The following is a 20,386-nucleotide window of genomic DNA, read 5'->3' as shown; positions in this document are numbered from 1 at the left end:
ATACAGTTGTTAAAACTAACTTAAATTTTATTGATTTCCGGTTCAGCCCGTTAGTTTTATAAATAATCAATTTCTACCTATGAACTATCCCTGGCATTTGTACGCAATGGCCTTAATGTATATTCTCGCGGGTGTTTTACATTTTCTAAAGCCAAAAATGTATATGCGCATAATGCCACGATATCTCCCAAAGCATAAATCGCTAGTGTACTTAAGCGGGTTTGCCGAAATAATCCTTGGCCTCGGGCTCTTTTTCCCTGCAACAAAAGATATCGCCATTTATGGTTTAATTTTAATGTTGATACTATTTTTCAGCGTTCATTTTTATATGCTTAGCTCAACCAAAGCAGGGGCTGGAATCCCGAAATGGGCTTTATGGCTAAGAATTCCTCTACAGTTTTTCCTAATTTGGTGGGCCTGGTTTTACCTTAAAATTTAAGAATGAAAACAGAAATTTTTGATTTAAAGGATGCCCGGCTTCGATATATTCCCGAATTCTTTAATTCTGAAGAAGCCAGGTTTTATTTTGAAAAACTACAGCAGGAAATTCCCTGGAAACAGGATAAGATCAGGCTTTTTGGCAAAGAACATCTTCAACCCCGATTAAGTGCATTCTTTGCTGAAAAGGATTTGAACTATACATATTCAGGCCTCAAACTGAAGCCTCAGGATTTTTCAAAAGAAATTGTTCAGATCAAAAAGAGGGTTGAAGCCTACTCCAGACTCACTTTTAATTCCTGCCTTGCCAATCTTTACCGTGACGGCCAGGATAGCATGGGCTGGCATTCTGACGATGAAAAAGAACTAGGCAAAAATCCCGTAATCGCTTCGGTTAGCTTTGGCGCCGAAAGGATCTTCCATCTCAAACACAAAACCGATAAAGTTTCGAAAGAAAAAATTCAGCTAAAGCACGGCAGCCTTCTAATAATGGAAGGACCCACCCAACACCACTGGAAACATCAATTACCCAGGACAAAAAAAGGATTGGGCCGCGGCTAAACCTTACCTTTAGAAAAATATATTAAAAAAGGCCGTCAACCGGCAGCCTTTCCTATTGCTTATATTTTCTTAGCCGTAGATCTCGTTTAAAACCTTTGCCAAACGCACTCCGCCCTTATGCAACTGCTCCCTCACTTTCGGAAACCATTTGTACATGTACTCATAGCCCAATTTTTCACCAATTTGCACAGAATCGTAAAGCACATCGGCCATTTCCCGCGATTCATAAACCCAATCGTGTAGCCTGCCAGCTTCAATCTCCTTTAACTCCTTCCGGGTCAATTCCTTGCGGTTTTCGGTTAATTCGGTATAGCTCATTTGGTAAGAATCGATCATCTGGCTGTCCCAAACCCTATGAATGTTAGAGCCTTCATTAAACCATCTCACCTGTATATCGTTCCCGCCTTTATCGGCGCTACGCCCTACATGAAACGGCTGATGCAAATCTCCCATAAAATGAACCAGCATTTTGAGGTAAAATTGTTTGTCTTCCCGGGAAGCATTTTTATCCTTCAAAACCTCCACACTTTTTTCGATTGCCTGGATAAGATCGCCCCCTTTATTAGCCTTTTCACGATCATATTTCTCGTCTTCCGGATCGATATTCACGTAATGCCAGGGACCATATTTACGATAATCGGGATCGCTCTTTATGTCATCGGCATAATTAGAGACAAAAGCGAGGCTTTGGCCATCCAGAAGTTTATCTATTGCCTTTTGGGCTTTTTTGCTCAAATGTTTTTCGGCGATTTCCCCGGTGGTCCGATGCCCGGTTTTACCCCAGTCACTATCGGCAAAGCTAAGATTAGTAAGAAGTAACGCAAATAAAATAAAAATTGATTTCCTCATGAAGTATTTAATTTTAGACAAAGGTAAACAAGACTGAATTATTTAAATGTTAATTCTTATTCATTATTGAATTTAATATTATATTTTTATGATATCAAAATAATATCAACTAATCCATTAATATTATGAATCTGGAAAGAGATCTTAAACCCTTCAACGGCTATGTTATGCTGTTTGTTTTTTTTATTTTATTCATAGGGAGTATTGCAGTTTTTGCAATTCTTGAAAATGCCTGGTTTCTGGCAATTGCATTTTCTCTCTTTTTATACTCCCCGGGCTCATCCTGGTAAATCCCAATGGCTCCAGAGTGCTCCTTTTATTTGGCGATTACAAAGGCACAGTGAAAAAAAACGGACTTTTTTGGGTGAATCCTTTTTACACCAAAAAGAAAGTTTCTCTACGGGCAAGGAACTTCGACAGTGAAAGATTAAAGGTGAACGACAAGCTGGGCAATCCGGTAATGATTAGTACCATTCTGGTGTGGCGGGTACGTGATACTTACAAAGCCTCCTTTGATGTAGATAATTATGAGAATTTTGTGGTTGTACAAACCGATGCCGCTGTGAGAAAACTCGCCAGCCTCTACCCCTATGACAATTTTGCCGATGAAGGTTTAGATGAAGATATTACTCTGCGTTCCAGTGTAAACGAAGTAAGCGAAGCTCTGGAAAATGAGCTGGAAGAACGCCTGGAGATCGCGGGGATAGAAGTTTTAGAATCCAGAATAGGATATCTTGCCTATGCCAACGAGATCGCCAGCGCAATGCTTAAGCGCCAGCAGGCAACAGCAATTGTTGCAGCCAGGCATAAGATTGTGGAAGGTGCAGTAAGTATGGTAGAGATGGCTTTACACCAATTAAGTGAAAAAGAACTTGTTGATCTTGATGCTGAACGTAGAGCGGCTATGGTAAGCAATTTGATGGTTGTACTGTGTAGTGATAAAGATGCTACTCCTGTGGTAAATGCAGGAACCTTAAATCACTAATCCTGAAAGCGATTTCATTTAAATACGACCATAGAATTATGAAAGAGAAACTCCTCCTGCTAATAATCCTGTTGAGCACTAATTTTGCTCTGGCACAAACTGAATCATTTAGAGAGACAGAGATAAGCATCAATAAATTTATTGATGGTACTTTAACCCAACCCGCTGTCAACCAAAATGAAGCATTGGTGATTTTCATCCAGGGATCGGGACCTACCGACCGGAATGGAAATCAATCCATGATGAAAAGTGATTTTGCTAAAAAGATTACACATCAGCTTGCAGAACAAGGAATTGCCAGCTTCAGGTTCGACAAGCGGATCTTTAAAATGAACAAGTTAAAAATCAAGGAAGAAGATTTGCGTTTTGAAGATTTTGTAGAAGATGTTCAATCCATCACCGCCTATTTCAAGGAAAGAGGAGAATTCAGCAAGATCATTCTCGCAGGCCATAGTGAAGGCTCCCTGATAGGGATTCTCGCGGCAAACGAAAATACAGATGCTCTTATTTCTCTTGCCGGAGCCGGCCGCAGCATCGATGAGATCGTGGTAGACCAGATCGGGAAACAGGCCCCCGGGCTTAAGCAGAATACAAGAGAATCTTTTGATGAATTGATTGAAAAAGGAAGTACCAACAGCTACGAACCGGTTCTGGGATCAATTTTCAGGCCGAGCGTCCAACCTTATATGCTCTCGTGGATACAGTATAATCCGGCTGAAGAAATTGCAAAACTTGAAATTCCAGTAATCATAATTCAGGGGACCGCCGATATACAGGTAGATACTTCAGAAGCAAAAATATTACACGAGGCCGCTCCTAATTCAAATTTAGTGCTGCTCCAGGATATGAACCACGTTTTCAGGGAAATTAGGGATAATGATGCCCTGGTAAACACTAAATCGTATAACGAGCCTAAGCGCCCTTTACACCCAAATCTGATTCCGACTCTGGTTGAGTTCGTTAAAAATCTTGATAATTAATAGTATGGGCAACAAAAAAGCATTCGCATTAAGGGTAGATGAAGAGATGTTGAAAGCCATCGAAAAATGGGCCGCTGATGAATTCAGAAGTACTAACGGCCAGATAGAATGGATGCTTAATAAAACCCTGAAAGAAGCCAAAAGACATCCCAAAAACAAAAAATAGATTTATATCTTGCGCGCCAGGATTACAACATAGATTTCTAATGCAATACAAAATTATCTTTTCTGATATAGATGGCACCTTACTCAACAGGGACCGTGTGCTTTCTCCATCGACTATCGAAACCTTAAAACAGGTAAAGGAAAAACTTCCGGTAGTGCTTATTTCTGCAAGAATGCCCGCTGCCATGCGACACCTTCAACGGGATTTGGAAATTGAAGATCAGCCTATAATAAGTTATAATGGCGGACTTATCCTGGTTAATGGACAACCAGTGAGTTCTACCGAAATTCCATTTGCCACTCTGGCAGGCCTTTCCGAATTCAATAAGAAAATTAACTGCCATCTAAGTCTTTATCATAATGACGAATGGTATGTACCCCAGCAGGACCGTTGGGCGGCAAGGGAAGAACACAATACCCAGGTTTCCCCAAAAATAAAATCCAACGCTGAGGTCCTTGAAAAATGGAAATCAGAAAGCAAAAGTGCGCATAAAATAATGGCGATGGGTACCGAGGCTGAAATTGATGCCATCAGGGATTTTTTGAAGGAAGAATATCCAGATCAATTACACCTCTACCGCTCTAAACCCACTTACCTGGAAATCGCCAATAAGAATATCTCAAAATTTACGGCCATTCAGTATTTGCTGGACAATCACTTTAACCTAACTCCCCAGGACTGCATCGCATTTGGCGATAATTATAACGATGTGGAGATGATAAATGGCGTAGGAATGGGGGTAGCCGTTTCCAATGCGCGCAGGGAAGTTTTGGAAGTCGCCAATATGGTTACCGATGCAGGAACAGAGGATGGAGTTGCTACTTCCCTAAAAAAGCTTTTCAAGCTTTAAAATACCTTTCTAAGCGCAAGGGAGAGTTCCAGGAATTTCTTAAAAAATGCTGGTTCTGCTTTTAAGAATAGTTTAATAAAAATTGTATTTTGGCGGCCCTATATCAATTATTCTTATGGAAAATGCCCTTTTTACCAATGATGCGATAGTCTTCGGACTTTTAATGATAGCCCTTGGATTTGTTTTTTACACTTCCTCCCAAAAAGAAGGTTTCTGGAAAAAATTCTATTCGGTAGTACCAGCACTTTTAATGTGCTATCTACTTCCGGCTATTTTCAATTCCCTGGGACTAATAGATGAACAATCTTCGCAACTTTATTTTGTAGCCAGTCGCTACCTTTTACCAGCTGCCCTGGTCCTTATGACCCTCAGTATCGACCTTAAGGCAATTTTTAATTTGGGACCAAAAGCATTAATTATGTTTTTTGCCGGAACCATAGGAATAGTAATTGGTGGACCCTTGGCTATTTTGATTATTTCCACATTTTCTCCTGAAACCGTGGGAGGAGTTGGCCCTGATGCCATCTGGAGAGGACTCTCTACCATTGCAGGAAGCTGGATTGGTGGTGGAGCAAACCAGGCTGCTATGTTAGAAATCTACGAATATAATCCTGATCTCTATGGAGGAATGGTACTGGTAGATATCGTTGTTGCCAACCTTTTAATGGCCGGCTTATTAATGGGAATAGGTAAAACCGACAAAATAGACCGCTGGTTAAAAGCCGATAATTCGGCAATAGAAGATCTTAAGAACAAAGTTTCCAACTATGCGGCCAGCGTAACGAGAAACCCGGCCTTGCCAGATTACATGATCATGTTGGCTTTGGCTTTTGGTGCTGTGGGTATTGCGCACTTTGGTGCCGATGAGATTTCAGCATATTTATCATCCAATTTCGAAGTATTTACCGATAAGAAAAGTGCTCTTTCTTCCTTTTCTTCCGATTTCTTCTGGATGATCACTATCGCCACTGCCATTGGTATTGGCTTCTCTTTCACACGACTTAAAAGTTATGAAGGTACCGGAGCAAGTAAACTGGGCAGTATTTTTATTTATATACTGGTAGCAACAATAGGGATGAAAATGGACCTTACCATGGTTTTTGACAACCCCGGCTTAATTGGGATTGGTCTGGTATGGATGTCTATTCACGTGGTCGTACTTTTCTTAACGGCCAAGATCATAAAGGCTCCTTACTTTTTCCTGGCCGTAGGAAGCCAGGCGAATGTAGGCGGTGCAGCATCGGCGCCGGTGGTAGCCGCGGCTTTTCACCCATCACTCGCAACAGTAGGTGTATTGCTTGCCGTTTTCGGTTATGTGGTGGGAACCTATGGCGCTATTCTTACTACTATTTTAATGCAAATCGCAGCCGGGAGTTAGTTTAAAACCGAAAATTATAAGATATTTGCGCCCCCTAAATCCTAAACTAAAAATGAAAAAATTAAGCCTTCTTTTATTGATCCTAATTGGGGTTTCGGCCTGTTCAACCAAGGAAAGTAACCTGGTGGTGAAGACCAATATTAAAGGTCTGAAAAAAGGTACGGTATATCTTCAAAAGATAGAAGACACCCTTTTGGTAAATTTAGATTCAGTAGTGATCAATGGAAATTCTGAGTTCCAGCTGGAAACATATATCGAAAGTCCGCAAATGATGTATCTTTCTCTGGACAAAGTAGATAATTCTGAATTCAATGATCGCCTGGATTTCTTCGCAGATAAAGGCGAAGTGATCATCACTACAAGCCTCGAAAAATTTGAAGAAGACGCCAAGATTATAGGCTCCCGCAACCAGGAAAAACTTATTGAATACCGCAAGATTCAGAAAAGATTTAATGACAGAAACCTCGATCTTATCAAGGAAAGTTTTGAAGCTGAAAAAGATGGGGATGAAGAGCGATTAATGGAGATCGATAAGAAATATGAGAACCTGCTAAAACGCCGATATCTTTATACCGTAAATTATGCGATTAACAATAAGGACCTGGAGATCGCCCCTTATCTAGCGCTTTCTGAAGTATTCGATGCTAATATCAAGTACTTGGATACCATTTACACTTCCTTAGACAAGAAGGTGCAAAAGTCTTTATACGGAAAGGAATTAGAACGTTTTTTAAAAGAAAGGCGTGAGGAAGAAAAAGTTCAAAGGGAACTTCAGGAAGAAAACACTAAGGCTCAGGAGGACATCAGTTAATAATTCTCCTTTTCTATTACATAATCCTGCCTAAATATGGCAGGATTTTTTTTATTCAGCAAAAGCGGTTTTTACTAATATTTCTTGTTTTTTTATTAAAAAACTATCTTCCTTCTAAACAATTCCCTGATCATTATCAGAATTCTTAGCAAAAACTTAGTCTATGAAAACTTCTTCAACCAAAAACCGTTGGCTTATTGCCCTCTCGGCTATTGGAATTCACCTATCCATTGGTGCTGCTTACGCTTACAGTGTTTATATCATTCCACTAACCGAAACCTTGGGTTGGTCGGTTTCTTCCGTAACCATGGCATTCACAATAATGATGGTGTTGGGAGGTGGATCGGCTGCGTTATTTGGAAGGTTTGTTGAAAGAAGTGGACCACGAAAATCTGCGATTTTGGCGGCTATTTTATTTGGTCTGGGACAGGCCGGCTCTGGTCTGGCGGTTGCCTTAGAGTCTCTTCCGCTATTTCTTATTACTTACGGAATACTGAGTGGATTTGGACTGGGTATCGGATATATCTCGCCCGTTTCTACCCTGGTAAAATGGTTTCCCGATCGTCGCGGTCTGGCAACCGGAATGGCAGTTCTGGGCTTTGGTACAGGGGCGCTTATCACCGCTCCCCTTGCAGCTACTTTAATGGAAGCCTTTAGCATCCCAACCACTTTTTACATTCTTGGAATTTGTTATTTCATATTCATGTTGCTGGCTGCCTTATATATTGCACCACCCATAAAAGGTTGGTTACCTGCTGGTATGAAAGAAGCGGTTAAAGCCGGTACAAAAGAGATTAAACTGGATCTCAGCCAATCTACCGGTAAAGAAGCGGTGAACACAAAACATTTTTGGATGTTATGGACAATGATGCTCATAAACACAAGTGCTGGTATAATGATGATCTCGGTAGCCTCCCCAATGGCTCAACAGGTAGTAGGGCTATCGGCTGGAGCAGCAGCCACAATGGTAGGACTTATGGGTATATTTAACGGTGGCGGCAGAATTGGTTGGGCAGCTGCTTCAGATTATATTTCCAGACCGGCAGTTTTTATTAGCTTTTTCATAATTCAGCTGGTTACATTTTTAAGCTTACCCATTATTACCAGTGTGATCATCTTTCAGATTTTAATATTTTTGGTGGTAAGTTGTTATGGAGGCGGCTTTTCAAACCTCCCTGCCTTTATTGCCGATCTCTTCGGAACAAAAGAACTAGGCGCTATCCACGGCTATCTTTTAACCACCTGGTCTCTGGGCGGGTTGATCGGCCCGACTTTAGTTTCACAAATTTACACCCGAACAGGAAGTTATATTCCAGTTTTCTACGTTTTCGCCGGTTTGATCGCAATAGCGCTGGTTATTTCGATCTTGCTATTTTTAGATATCAGGCGGGTGAAGAAGAAAAATAAAAAAAAGACCTCGCTTGCAACCGAGTGAAAAATAAGTAATGAAACTGAAACGGGATTTTACAGAACAGGCTTCTCGTCCCAAAATCAACCAACAAAAAAACCTTTCAGAAAAATGAGAGGTTTTTAATTAAGAGCCGATGGAGGGACTCCCTTCGACTGCGCCTGAAAAAGGCTCCGCTCAGGACAGGCTTCTCGTACCAAAATCAACCAACCAAAAAAACCTCTCAGAAAAATGAGAGGTTTTTAATTAAGAGCCGATGGAGGGACTCCCTTCGACTGCGCCTGAAAAAGGCTCCGCTCAGGACAGGCTTCTCGTACCAAAATCAACCAACCAAAAAAACCTCTCAGAAAAATGAGAGGTTTTTAATTAAGAGCCGATGGAGGGACTCGAACCCACGACCTGCTGATTACAAATCAGCTGCTCTAGCCAGCTGAGCTACATCGGCAAAAAACGCTATTAAAGTGCGTTTATCTTTGCTACCAGGCCTTGAGCCCTAGTTTCCAGTTCTTTTTCTATAGCCTTAAAGTGTTGCTTTTTATTCTCAACATCTTTCTGGTTTATCTTCACGATAAGCTCGTCGAAAGTGGTAATGGCTTCATCAACGATCTCTTCGGTTTGCTTAGGGTCTTGTTTTGGGTTTGCTAATTGATTAATATAAGCGGCTTCAATAATATCGCCTAACACATAATTCACATCCCTTTTTAATAGTCTTTTACTTGCCATAATGCTTAAATTTCGGCTGCGAATTTAGTCTATTTTTCGATACCAATGATTGAAACCAAAATAATTTTCTATAATTATATAATTATTGCTGAAGATGTTCTCGCAGAGCGTTCAAAGCCTCTACTATATGCCCGGTAGAATTCAGACTATTAAATCTAAATATAAGCTTACCTTCTTTATTAAAGACAAAGGTTTCTCTTCCCGGAAGGAGACCCAGCAAATTTGATTTCACCCCAAAAGCTTTACGAGCAGTTTTATCGGAGTCAGAAAGGAGAAGAAATGGCAGCTGATGTTTGGTTCTAAACCTGGAATGCGATTTTTGTGAATCTGCGCTAACGCCAACCACCTCAGCTCCAAGATCTCTAAAGTCTTCGTAACTATCCCTAAAGCTACAGGCTTCTTTGGTGCAACCAGGCGTAAAATCTTTAGGATAGAAATAAACCACTAAGGCTTTATCGGTATCACGAAAGCTAAATTCTTCACCCTTCTCATTCTTCAGGCTTAAATCGGGCACCTGATCTCCAATTTTTAGTCCCATTTAATCTCCATTGTAGGTTACAAAATTCCTTGGAGTTTCATAAAGAGTTACCTCAAGCTTCAAGGCAGGTTTTAATTTACTTCGAAGTTTATTCCAGATCACCACCGCAATATTCTCGGCCGTGGGATTAAGCTCTTTGAATTCAGGGACTTCTTCATTGAGATTTTTATGATCAAAAGGGACCTCTACCTCTTCGTAGATCAATTCTTTCAATAATTTAAGATCCATCACAAAACCGGTTTCCTCATCAACCTCACCGTTTACAGAAACTACCAGTTCATAATTGTGACCGTGGTAATGCGGGTTACTGCATTTGCCAAAAACTGCTTCATTTTTAGCCTGGTCCCAATCCTTTCGGTAGAGCCTATGCGCAGCGTTGAAATGGGCTTTTCTGTGAACGGTTAATCTCATTGCTGAATGTGTTTGTAGTATTTATCGAAAATTATTTTAAACCATTCGGTATAATCATCAGGTTGCTTCTCCATATCCCTTTTAATATCTTCCAGAGACATCCATTTCCAGTCAGCAACCTCGTGGCGATTAGGTTTTGGATCTTCCTCATAGTGCCCAACCAATATATGATCATATTCGTGCTCGGTAAGGCCGTTATCAAAAGGAGCACGATAAATAAAACTGATGGTTTCCTTCAAGTCGGTAGTAAAGCCCATTTCCTCCATCAGTCGGCGTTTTCCCGCCTCTATATTGCTCTCACCCTCTCTTTGATGGCTACAGCAGGTATTGGTCCACAAGCCCGGCGAATGGTATTTCTCCAGGGCTCGTTGCTGGATCATCAGTTCATTCTTATCATTAAAGACAAACACAGAAAATGCTCTGTGTAACAAAGCTTTTTCATGGGCTTCAATCTTTTCCATCAAGCCTATTTGCTCATCTTTATCGTTAACCAGTATTACTTTTTCTTTTTCCATTTTTTTCTTTGTTTGCCAAAAATACAAATCGACTTAGGATTAACAAGGCGTTTTACTATAATCGCAGGTCTTCTTCCCGGTTATAGATGCTACAGTCTATAGACAGAATAAATTCAGACCTGCGATTGGCTTCGTGTTGTTGCTCGTTGCAAGGCACCCCATTCCTGCAATTATTAACCAGTTCAGTTTCGCCATACCCCCTGCCAGATATTCGATGCTCTTCAATGCCTTTCTCTATGAGAAAATTACGAGTAGCTTCTACTCTATCATCAGAAAGTTGTTGATTGTAAGCATCGTCTGCCCGGCTATCGGTATGGGAACGAATATCCAGCAGGATCGCCGGATTTTTCAGCATAAATTCTGCAATTTCTGTCAATTGAAGTTTCACTTTTTCCCTAATCACATATTCATCCAGGTCAAAATGAATGGGATCAAGGTTTAGGATATCGGTAAGATCATCCCCTATCTTTGCTCCCACCGTTCTGTGGTTTGAATCCCGACTTTTAAAACTAATGAGGCTCTCATTTCTTTTAACTTCTGTAGCATAAAAACTCCAATTAAAAAATGCTCTTAAAGCGGCTATGTGGGCCGGAGTATCCCCATATATACTATGACCTGCCTGGTACATCACCAACCCATTCTCAGGATTATCAAAACCATGCCCATAAATAGTGATTGCTGCATCAGCATTCGTTATTTCACCTTTATCTGGAGCGTCGGGATCGGAAACAAGGATCCTGGCTCCCGGGCGCCACTTATTGATACGTTTGGGGAAGAATATTCTTTCAGAACCATTCAGGTGAGCTTTATCAGGGCTGCCAAGATATTGCGCAACCGGATCTGCCGGATATGCATTGTCATAGGGTGGGGTGCCGTGCCGGTGATCCCGGAAAGGCACCAGTCCAGCGCTTCGGGCACCGGGAAATCCGGCCGATAAAAAATTAAGCTGAATTAGTTCTTCAGAATCTTCTCCTGGTCCCGAAAGATTTTCCAGAATACTGGCAGCGTGACATCCTGCCCAAATCGCGCCTTTATATTTTTGGTTCCAGGAATAGAGATTTTTATGGGTTTCAAATTTGGGATCGGCATGTGGCAGTACAAAAATATCATCACAAACCCCAAGTTCTGCAGGGGTTTTCCAGTTTGAGACCCGGGCTCCACCATATGCTGAGGAGGGGATGCCTGCCGCCTTAAAAAAAGGAACAGCAATATATCCGTTTTCTTTATCCAGGGTCCACCTGGGTGGAATTGTTAGACTCGTAAACACCGGAAGGCGCAAGGCCTCCTCCGTTCTTTGAATTTTCACACCTTTTTCCTGCCAGAGGTTCAAGGTGTTTTCTACCTCGGGAGTAACATAAGAAACCGGAATCAAAAATGCACCAGAACGGTATTCTTTCTCCCTGCAGGAAAAGTCTATACCATCTTTCTCTTTATCGGGCTTGATGATCCATTTTATCACGACTTCGTGATCTTGCAAAAGCTGGTATAACAAGCCATAAGGTTTTAAGGCATTTTGATGACTTTGTGGCCGCTCGCCCATATTAATTATATATGAACCAGCTGCAAAATTTTGTTGCAGACTCTGTGCTTTCAGCGGCAGTAAAATCACTGAAAACAGCAGAAAAAGTAAAAAAAACAGATAGCGCCCCATAATTGGTAAAAATACGCATTGTTTGGTGGTAAAATTCCTTTTTCATCTAATTTTTAACGCTAATTTCTGAAGTAACTTTAAACCAATTAAGCATTTTGCCTTTCAGGTAAATTCCCGAAAAAACTGTACTTTTGCAGCCTTAAAAATTCAGAATGAAGAGCTTTCAAAAAGAGATTAGCAGGCGAAGAACCTTTGGTATAATTTCTCACCCCGATGCCGGTAAAACCACACTTACAGAAAAATTACTTCTTTTTGGAGGAGCCATACAGGAGGCCGGTGCAGTTAAATCAAACAAGATAAAGAAAGGCGCTACCAGTGACTTTATGGAAATTGAACGCCAGCGAGGGATTTCGGTTGCTACTTCAGTACTTGGTTTTGAATATAAAGACATAAAAATTAATATTCTGGATACCCCGGGTCACAAGGATTTTGCTGAAGACACTTTTAGAACACTAACAGCGGTAGACAGTGTAATTGTGGTTATTGATGTTGCCAAAGGGGTGGAGGAGCAAACCGAAAAACTGGTTGAAGTTTGCCGGATGCGCAATATCCCCATGATAGTTTTCATCAACAAACTGGATCGTGAAGGAAAAGATGCCTTTGAATTACTGGACGAAATTGAGCAGAAACTCAATCTCACCGTGACGCCCTTGAGCTTTCCTATTGGGATGGGTTACGATTTTAAAGGAATCTATAACATCTGGGAGAAAAATGTAAACCTTTTCACAGGAGACCCGCGTAAAGATATTGAAGAAACCGTGGAGATCTCCGATCTGAATTCTGAAGAACTGGATCATTTAATTGGAGATACTGCTGCCGACACCCTCAGGGAAGAGTTGGAACTCACCCAGGGAGTGTATCCCGAATTTGATAAGGAAGCCTACCTTCAGGGAAATTTACAACCTGTATTTTTTGGTTCGGCATTAAATAATTTTGGAGTACGCGAATTACTGGACTGTTTTATTGAAATTGCGCCAAAACCACGACCTAAAGATAGTGACGTGCGTACCGTAAAACCAGACGAAAACCAGTTCACGGGCTTTGTATTTAAGATCCATGCTAATATGGATCCCAAACACCGCGACCGTCTTGCTTTCATTAAGATTGTATCTGGAAAATTTGAAAGGAATAAGCCTTATCTTCATGTAAGACAGGGAAAAAAACTAAAATTCTCCAGTCCAAATGCATTTTTTGCTGAAAAGAAAGAAATCGTAGATGTTTCTTATCCCGGGGATATAGTAGGACTTCATGATACCGGAAATTTCAAGATTGGGGATACCTTAACTGAAGGTGAGAATCTTAATTACCGTGGTGTGCCAAGCTTTTCACCAGAGCATTTCAGGTACATCAACAATGCTGATCCGATGAAATCCAAGCAGCTGGAAAAAGGTATCGACCAGTTGATGGATGAAGGGGTGGCCCAGCTCTTTACTCTTGAAATGAATGGCCGAAAAGTGATAGGCACAGTAGGAGCCCTTCAGTTTGAAGTAATTCAATACAGACTTGAACACGAATATGGAGCGAAATGTACTTACGAAAATCTAAACGTCTACAAGGCTACCTGGGTAGAAGCCGAGGACGAAAAAAGTGAAGAATTTAAAGATTTTAAAAGGGTGAAAGCTAAATTTCTTGCTAAAGACAAACGGGGTCAGCTCGTGTTTTTTGCAGATTCCCAGTTTTCATTACAAATGACACAGCAGAAGTACCCATCTTTAAAATTTCATTTTACTTCTGAATTTTAACCAATCAAAGCCTTTGATTCTTAGAACTTAAGCACCACTAAATAAATAAACCAAGGTAGGCTTCCACCTAAATAGAAGTTAATTTCATATATTTTCACCGCAAACCTGATTTTATGAGTGAAATAGATGAAATTGTTGCCCAGTTTGCTTCTGCGGTCTGGGGTATTCCCTTAGTGATTTTATTAATTGGAGGAGGAATTTACCTGCTAATACTTTCCAGGTTTTTACCCTTTCGTTACCTGGGTCATGCCTTGGAGGTCCTTCGTGGAAAATATAATAATCCTAACGATCCCGGGGAGATAAATCACTTTCAATCTCTTTCTACCGCGCTCTCTTCTACCGTAGGAATGGGGAATATTGCAGGAGTGGCGGTTGCAATAGCTATTGGAGGGCCGGGTGCCATCTTTTGGTTATGGATTAGTGCAGTAGTTGGTATGGCTACAAAATTCTTCACCAACAGCCTTTCAGTGATGTACCGGGGCAGGGATACCCAGGGAAATATCCAGGGTGGAGTGATGTATTATATCGTGGAAGGACTTGGTAAAAAATGGAAATTCATGGCTATTTTCTTCAGTGTAGCTGGCCTTATTGGTGCCTTACCGGTTTTTAACGTTAACCAACTCACACAGGCGATCAACTTTATACTTCTTGAACCTAACAATGTACCCACTGGCTTTTTAACTAATCTAATTATTGGAATCATTCTCGTTATTATAACTTCCATAGTTATTCTTGGAGGCCTGAGCAGGATAGGTTATACCGTTTCCAAACTTGTCCCGGCTATGGTAGGGCTTTACTTTTTTTCAGTATTAATTATTCTTTTTGTTAATTATGACCAGGTGCCCTATTATTTTTCCCTCATCTTCACCGATGCTTTTGCCGCTGATAATTACAAAGGAGAACCGCTCCTTGGAGGGGTAGTAGGTGGAATAATCTTACTGGGCATAAGAAGGGGTGCTTTCTCTAATGAGGCCGGTATTGGAACAGCCACTATGGCTCATGGGGCAAGTAAGACTTCTGAACCTATCAGGGAAGGCCTTGTGGCCATGATGGGACCGGCAATAGATACTTTAGTGGTTTGCACCTTAACCGCGCTTACAATTCTTGTAACGGGGGTGTGGCAGAGTACAGACGTAAATGGAGTAAGCCTCACCGCCGCGGCTTTTGATGCTTCTATTCCTTATGTAGGAAGCTATTTGTTGTTATTGTGTATTGCCGCATTCAGTATTTCCTCGCTTTTTTCCTTTTCTTACTACGGAACAAAATGTCTTTCTTTCCTGATAGGTGCAGAAAGAAAGCATTATTATAACTACTTCTATATTATTAGTATTATCCTGGGTGCGACAACTTCCCTAAGTATGATGATTAACCTTATAGACGGTTTCTTTGCCCTTATGGCTATTCCAACTATGATAAGTACGCTTATTCTGGCGCCAAAAGTAATGAAGGAGGCTCGGGTCTATTTTAAGAGATACAAATAGCAACAAAAAACCTCACTTTTTCAGGTGAGGTTTTAATTAATTCTATGCCTGGCCTGTTGGACCAAAATTCAGGGGAATAGGTGATTTTTCAAAATCCTGAATTTCTCCATGAGCTTTTTCAAAACGTTGTACATTATCTCCAAGGGCTTTGAGCAGGCGTTTTGCGTGTTGTGGCGTTAGGATAATCCTGGATTTCACCTTGCTCTTCGGTTTTCCCGGCATGATATTCACAAAGTCGATCACGAATTCTGAAACAGAATGATTTATAATAGCAAGATTGGAATAAGTTCCTTCGGCTACGCTATCGTCCAGTTCTATATTTATTTGTCCTTTTTTTGGCTGCTTTTTTTCTTCACTCATAATACTAATTGGTATTTAATTTCTCTGATGTTTAATATTAATTAAAGGCCAGATTCAATCTTAATAAATTCAGGCTATCACTAAAATACAAAAAATCCCGTCCTGATGACTATCAGGACGGGATTAAAAAAAAACAGGGTCGCTATCGCGACCCTGATTATATCTGAAATTAATTGTAATTAACTTCCTGCTTACGCTCAAGCATTTCGTCAAATTCTTCTTTAGAACCAACAATAATACTGTCGTACTCGCGCATTCCCGTACCTGCAGGTATTCTATGCCCTACAATTACGTTCTCTTTCAATCCTTCAAGTTCATCGATCTTACCGCTAACTGCAGCCTCATTAAGAACCTTAGTGGTTTCCTGGAAGGATGCCGCTGAAATAAACGACTTGGTTTGAAGCGATGCTCTGGTAATACCCTGTAATACAGGTTTCGCAGTTGCAGAGGTCACATCTCTTGCCGTAGCCAGGTTCTTATCCTCACGTCTAAGCAGAGAATTCTCATCTCTTAAGTCACGTGGGGAAATAATCTGGCCTGGTTTAAGGTTCTCTGAATCCCCGGCATCTTCAACTACTTTCATTCCGAAGATCTTATCGTTCTCCTCGATGAAATCAGATTTATGAACAAGCTGGTTTTCAAGGAAAATCGTATCTCCCGGATCCTGGATTCTTACCTTACGCATCATTTGTCTTACAACAACCTCAAAGTGCTTGTCGTTGATCTTAACCCCTTGTAATCGATAAACTTCCTGTACTTCATTTACCAGATACTGCTGAACAGCATTTGGTCCTTTGATATTCAGGATATCTTCCGGAGTTACAGAGCCGTCAGAAAGTGGCATTCCGGCACGAACATAATCGTTCTCCTGAACAAGGATCTGGTTAGAAAGTTTCACTAAATACTTCTTAACCTCACCAAGTTTAGATTCTACGATAATCTCACGGTTACCACGCTTGATCTTTCCGAAGGAAACTACACCATCAATCTCACTAACAACTGCAGGGTTAGATGGGTTACGGGCTTCGAACAATTCAGTTACCCTTGGAAGACCACCTGTAATATCCCCTGCTTTAGAAGATTTACGCGGTATCTTAACAAGAATCTTACCTACCTTGATCTTATCTCCGTTATCTACCATAAGGTGAGCACCTAACGGAAGGTTGTAAGAACGGATCACCTCATCCTTTTTACCTAGGATATGAAGCGTTGGTATAAGTTTTTTGTTTCTAGATTCTGAAATTACTTTTTCCTGGAATCCGGTTTGCTCATCTATTTCAACCTGGTAGGTTACCCCCTGCTCCACGTTTTCATATTTGATTTTTCCGGCAAATTCAGAAATAATTACTCCGTTATATGGATCCCACTGGCAAACTACATCGCCTTTTTTAAGCTCCGCACCATCATTGATAAAGATTTGAGAACCATAAGGTATGTTACTGGTACTTAGCACCACTCCGGTTTTCTTGTCTTTTATCTTAAGTTCAGCTGTACGCGAGATCACGATCTCGGCGTTGCTACCATCGGGAGCTTCGCCTTTAACCACTTTGAGGTCTTCGATTTCGGCAACACCGTCAAGTTTAGCCTCAAGTTTGTTATCTTCTGAAATGTTTCCTGCAATACCACCCACGTGGAAGGTACGAAGGGTAAGCTGGGTTCCCGGCTCCCCAATTGACTGGGCAGCAACAACTCCTACAGCTTCACCTTTTTGAACCATCTTGTTGGTGGAAAGGTTTCTTCCGTAACATTTTGTACAGATACCTTTTTTAGCCTCACAGGTAAGTGGAGATCTAACTTCAACACTTTCTATTGGTGCAGTATCTATTTTCTCTACAACCTCATCGGTTATTTCTTCTCCGGCTGCCACAAGTAGGTCCCCGGTTGAAGGATGAGTTACATCATATAAAGAAATTCGTCCAAGAATTCTTTCTCCTAGAGATTCAACAACTTCTTCATTTTTCTTAAGCGGCTTTACTTCTACTCCTCTTAAGGTTCCACAATCTTCCTCGTTTACGATAACATCCTGCGAAACATCTACAAGTCTACGAGTTAGGTACCCGGCATCGGCAGTTTTAAGAGCCGTATCGGCAAGACCTTTACGTGCACCGTGAGTAGAGATAAAGTATTCAAGAATTGAAAGTCCCTCCTTAAAGTTAGAAAGAATTGGGTTTTCAATAATTTCACCACCACCAGAACTGGATTTCTTAGGCTTAGCCATAAGTCCACGCATACCGGTTAACTGGCGAATCTGCTCCTTAGAACCACGCGCCCCGGAGTCAAGCATCATAAACACCGAGTTGAAGCCTTGCTTATCTTCTCGAATTCGCTTCATCGCTAATTCGGTAAGACCTGCGTTGGTAGAGGTCCAGATATCAATAACCTGGTTATAACGCTCGTTGTTGGTAATAAGACCCATATTATAGTTTCCTATAATACCTTCAACCTGCTCGTTGGCTTCATCGATCATTGTCTGCTTTTCTTCAGGAATAATAATATCCCCTAAGCTGAATGAAAGTCCACCACGGAAAGCAAATCCATATCCCATTTCCTTAATAGCGTCAAGGAAATCGGCAGTTTCTGGTACACTGGTCACCTTTAGAATCTTTCCAATAATGTCTCTTAGTGATTTCTTGGTAAGTACTTCGTTAATATAACCGGCCTTTTCTGGCACAGCCTGGTTAAAGAGTACTCTACCAACTGTAGTTTCAATAACCTGGAGAGCAAGTTCTCCGGCTTCATTGAAATCTTTGGTCTTTATCTTAATTACCGCATTAAGATCTACCTGTTTCTGGTTATAAGCTATTACAAGTTCTTCGGCAGAATAAAAAGTAAGCCCTTCTCCTTTAACTTTTACTTCATCGGTAGAAACTCTTGATTTGGTCATGTAATAAAGACCCAATACCATATCCTGAGACGGTACCGTAATAGGAGATCCGTTTGCAGGGTTAAGTATATTGTGAGATGCCAGCATTAATAACTGTGCTTCCAGGATAGCTTCCGGCCCTAAAGGAAGGTGAACCGCCATTTGATCCCCGTCAAAGTCGGCGTTAAATGCCGTACATGCAAGCGGGTGCAGCTGAATAGCCTTTCCTTCAATTAATTTAGGCTGGAAGGCCTGGATTCCCAAACGGTGAAGTGTGGGGGCACGGTTAAGCAATACAGGATGTCCTTTAAGAACGTTCTCAAGGATATCCCATACTACCGGCTCTTTTTTATCTATAATTTTCTTAGCAGATTTAACTGTTTTTACAATCCCTCTTTCGATTAATTTTCTAATCACAAAAGGCTTGTAAAGCTCTGCAGCCATATCCTTCGGAAGACCACACTCGTACATCTTCAATTCTGGTCCCACAACAATTACCGAACGTGCTGAGTAATCTACACGCTTACCAAGTAAGTTTTGACGGAAACGTCCCTGCTTACCTTTAAGCGAGTCTGAAAGTGATTTCAGTGGGCGGTTAGAATCGGTTTTAACTGCTGAAGATTTTCTGGTATTGTCAAATAATGAATCTACCGATTCCTGAAGCATACGTTTTTCATTACGTAAAATCACTTCAGGAGCTTTGATCTCCATTAATCTTTTCAAACGGTTGTTACGAATAATCACCCTTCTGTAAAGATCATTTAAATCTGAAGTCGCGAAACGACCACCATCAAGTGGTACAAGCGGGCGCAATTCCGGCGGAATTACAGGCACCACTTTCATGATCATCCATTCAGGAAGATTCTCGCGGTTATTATTGGCATCACGGAAAGCTTCTACAACCTGAAGACGCTTAAGCGCTTCAGTTTTACGTTGTTTTGAAGTTTCGTTATTTGCCTTGTGCCTTAACTCATAAGAAAGTTCGTTAAGGTCAATTCTTCTTAATATTTCGATAAGACACTCCGCCCCCATCTTAGCGATGAATTTGTTTGGATCGTTATCATCTAAATAAAGATTTTCCTGCGGAAGGCTATCCAGAATATTCAGATACTCTTCTTCGGTAAGGAAATCCATTTTCTTCAATGGTTCTCCTTCTTCGTTTTTGGCTATACCCGGCTGAATTACCACGTAGCGTTCGTAGTAAATGATCATGTCCAGTTTTTTGGACGGCAGGCCAAGTAGATAACCTATTTTGTTTGGTAAAGAACGGAAATACCAGATATGTGCTACAGGAACTACCAAATTGATGTGCCCCACACGATCTCTACGTACTTTCTTCTCGGTTACTTCTACCCCACAACGGTCACAAACAATTCCCTTGTAGCGTATTCTTTTATATTTACCGCAGGCACATTCATAATCCTTTACAGGACCAAAAATACGCTCACAAAACAAACCGTCACGCTCTGGTTTGTGTGTACGATAATTGATAGTTTCCGGTTTTAGAACTTCACCGCGGGATTCTGCGAGGATAGATTCCGGGGAAGCCAAACCGATAGAGATCTTATTGAATCTCTGTACTGTATTCTTATCATTATTTCTAGCCATAATAACTGCTGCTATAATTATTGTGAAAATCCTGTTTTAAGGGGACACCAAGGCATCCCCTGTTCTAA

General features: G+C 41.0%; 18 protein-coding genes, 1 tRNA gene and 1 pseudogene. 11 read left to right on the top strand and 9 right to left on the bottom strand.

Annotated features, from left to right (window positions below; genetic code table 11):
* Positions 1–79: 79 nt before the first annotated feature.
* Positions 80–439, top strand: coding sequence for a DoxX family protein (locus tag BUW93_RS09275; RefSeq protein ID WP_081211395.1), 360 nt, complete (start codon positions 80–82; stop codon positions 437–439).
* A gap of 2 nt (positions 440–441) precedes the next feature.
* Entirely contained in the window at positions 442–999 is a 558-nt protein-coding gene (locus BUW93_RS09270) for an alpha-ketoglutarate-dependent dioxygenase AlkB family protein (RefSeq protein ID WP_317042193.1), read from the top strand.
* Positions 1,000–1,068: 69 nt separating this feature from the next.
* On the opposite strand, the gene BUW93_RS09265 is transcribed toward BUW93_RS09270, so the two are convergent.
* The gene (locus tag BUW93_RS09265) at positions 1,069–1,848 is read right to left on the bottom strand and encodes a S1/P1 nuclease (RefSeq protein ID WP_081211393.1); all 780 of its coding nucleotides are present in this window, start codon (positions 1,846–1,848) and stop codon (positions 1,069–1,071) included.
* 125 nt (positions 1,849–1,973) lie between these two features.
* On the opposite strand from BUW93_RS09265, the pseudogene BUW93_RS09260 reads away from it, so the two are divergent.
* The 7 genes and pseudogenes from BUW93_RS09260 to BUW93_RS09230 all read left to right on the top strand — a co-directional run bounded on the left by BUW93_RS09260 (position 1,974) and on the right by BUW93_RS09230 (position 8,453).
* A pseudogene (locus BUW93_RS09260) lies at positions 1,974–2,833 on the top strand (SPFH domain-containing protein).
* Positions 2,834–2,871: 38 nt separating this feature from the next.
* Positions 2,872–3,813 (top strand): alpha/beta hydrolase family protein, encoded by a 942-nt coding sequence (locus tag BUW93_RS09255; protein WP_081211391.1) that lies wholly within the window; start codon positions 2,872–2,874, stop codon positions 3,811–3,813.
* Positions 3,814–3,817: 4 nt separating this feature from the next.
* Positions 3,818–3,979 carry an Arc family DNA binding domain-containing protein gene (locus BUW93_RS09250; protein ID WP_081211389.1) on the top strand — a complete coding sequence of 54 codons (162 nt, stop codon included), beginning with the start codon at positions 3,818–3,820 and terminating at the stop codon, positions 3,977–3,979.
* A 40-nt stretch (positions 3,980–4,019) separates the two neighbouring features.
* On the top strand, positions 4,020–4,829 hold the full coding sequence (locus tag BUW93_RS09245; RefSeq protein WP_081211387.1) for a Cof-type HAD-IIB family hydrolase: 810 nt from the start codon (positions 4,020–4,022) through the stop codon (positions 4,827–4,829).
* A gap of 115 nt (positions 4,830–4,944) precedes the next feature.
* A complete protein-coding gene (locus BUW93_RS09240) occupies positions 4,945–6,207 on the top strand; it encodes a DUF819 family protein (protein WP_081211385.1) in 1,263 nt (420 codons plus the stop codon).
* A gap of 52 nt (positions 6,208–6,259) precedes the next feature.
* Positions 6,260–7,018 carry a DUF4369 domain-containing protein gene (locus tag BUW93_RS09235; protein ID WP_081211383.1) on the top strand — a complete coding sequence of 253 codons (759 nt, stop codon included), beginning with the start codon at positions 6,260–6,262 and terminating at the stop codon, positions 7,016–7,018.
* A 163-nt stretch (positions 7,019–7,181) separates the two neighbouring features.
* A complete protein-coding gene (locus BUW93_RS09230) occupies positions 7,182–8,453 on the top strand; it encodes an L-lactate MFS transporter (RefSeq protein ID WP_081211381.1) in 1,272 nt (423 codons plus the stop codon).
* A gap of 344 nt (positions 8,454–8,797) precedes the next feature.
* Here BUW93_RS09230 and BUW93_RS09225 read toward each other — a convergent pair.
* From BUW93_RS09225 to BUW93_RS09200, 6 genes are all read right to left on the bottom strand, one after another.
* A tRNA-Thr gene (locus tag BUW93_RS09225) sits at positions 8,798–8,871 on the bottom strand.
* Positions 8,872–8,882: 11 nt separating this feature from the next.
* Positions 8,883–9,149 carry a hypothetical protein gene (locus tag BUW93_RS09220; RefSeq protein ID WP_081211379.1) on the bottom strand — a complete coding sequence of 89 codons (267 nt, stop codon included), beginning with the start codon at positions 9,147–9,149 and terminating at the stop codon, positions 8,883–8,885.
* 82 nt (positions 9,150–9,231) lie between these two features.
* A complete protein-coding gene (locus tag BUW93_RS09215; RefSeq protein ID WP_081211377.1) occupies positions 9,232–9,687 on the bottom strand; it encodes a peroxiredoxin in 456 nt (151 codons plus the stop codon).
* Positions 9,688–10,098 carry a 6-pyruvoyl trahydropterin synthase family protein gene (locus BUW93_RS09210; protein WP_081211375.1) on the bottom strand — a complete coding sequence of 137 codons (411 nt, stop codon included), beginning with the start codon at positions 10,096–10,098 and terminating at the stop codon, positions 9,688–9,690. It abuts the gene before it with no gap.
* Positions 10,095–10,613, bottom strand: coding sequence for an isopentenyl-diphosphate Delta-isomerase (gene idi / locus BUW93_RS09205; RefSeq protein WP_081211373.1), 519 nt, complete (start codon positions 10,611–10,613; stop codon positions 10,095–10,097). The genes BUW93_RS09210 and idi overlap by 4 nt, the downstream gene beginning before the upstream one ends.
* 55 nt (positions 10,614–10,668) lie before the next feature.
* Positions 10,669–12,153 (bottom strand): OmpA family protein, encoded by a 1,485-nt coding sequence (locus tag BUW93_RS09200; RefSeq protein WP_157893306.1) that lies wholly within the window; start codon positions 12,151–12,153, stop codon positions 10,669–10,671.
* Between the two features lie 263 nt (positions 12,154–12,416).
* On the opposite strand from BUW93_RS09200, the gene BUW93_RS09195 reads away from it, so the two are divergent.
* Together BUW93_RS09195 and BUW93_RS09190 are read left to right on the top strand one after the other, a co-directional pair.
* Positions 12,417–14,006 (top strand): peptide chain release factor 3, encoded by a 1,590-nt coding sequence (locus BUW93_RS09195; protein WP_081211369.1) that lies wholly within the window; start codon positions 12,417–12,419, stop codon positions 14,004–14,006.
* Positions 14,007–14,119: 113 nt separating this feature from the next.
* Positions 14,120–15,487: an alanine/glycine:cation symporter family protein gene (locus BUW93_RS09190; RefSeq protein ID WP_081211368.1), complete on the top strand. Its 1,368-nt coding sequence runs from the start codon at positions 14,120–14,122 to the stop codon at positions 15,485–15,487.
* 42 nt (positions 15,488–15,529) lie between these two features.
* Here BUW93_RS09190 and BUW93_RS09185 read toward each other — a convergent pair whose 3' ends face one another.
* Together BUW93_RS09185 and rpoC are read right to left on the bottom strand one after the other, a co-directional pair.
* Positions 15,530–15,847 (bottom strand): DUF3467 domain-containing protein, encoded by a 318-nt coding sequence (locus BUW93_RS09185; RefSeq protein WP_081211366.1) that lies wholly within the window; start codon positions 15,845–15,847, stop codon positions 15,530–15,532.
* Between the two features lie 169 nt (positions 15,848–16,016).
* Complete coding sequence (gene rpoC, locus BUW93_RS09180; RefSeq protein ID WP_081211364.1) at positions 16,017–20,318, bottom strand: DNA-directed RNA polymerase subunit beta'; 4,302 nt, start codon at positions 20,316–20,318, stop codon at positions 16,017–16,019.
* Between the last annotated feature and the right edge of the window lie 68 nt (positions 20,319–20,386).

The sequence above is a fragment of the Salegentibacter sediminis genome (assembly GCF_002078605.1).
Lineage (GTDB): Bacteria > Bacteroidota > Bacteroidia > Flavobacteriales > Flavobacteriaceae > Salegentibacter > Salegentibacter sediminis.
Note: the sequence above shows the minus strand (reverse complement) of the source record. Positions and strands in the feature narration are given on the sequence as shown.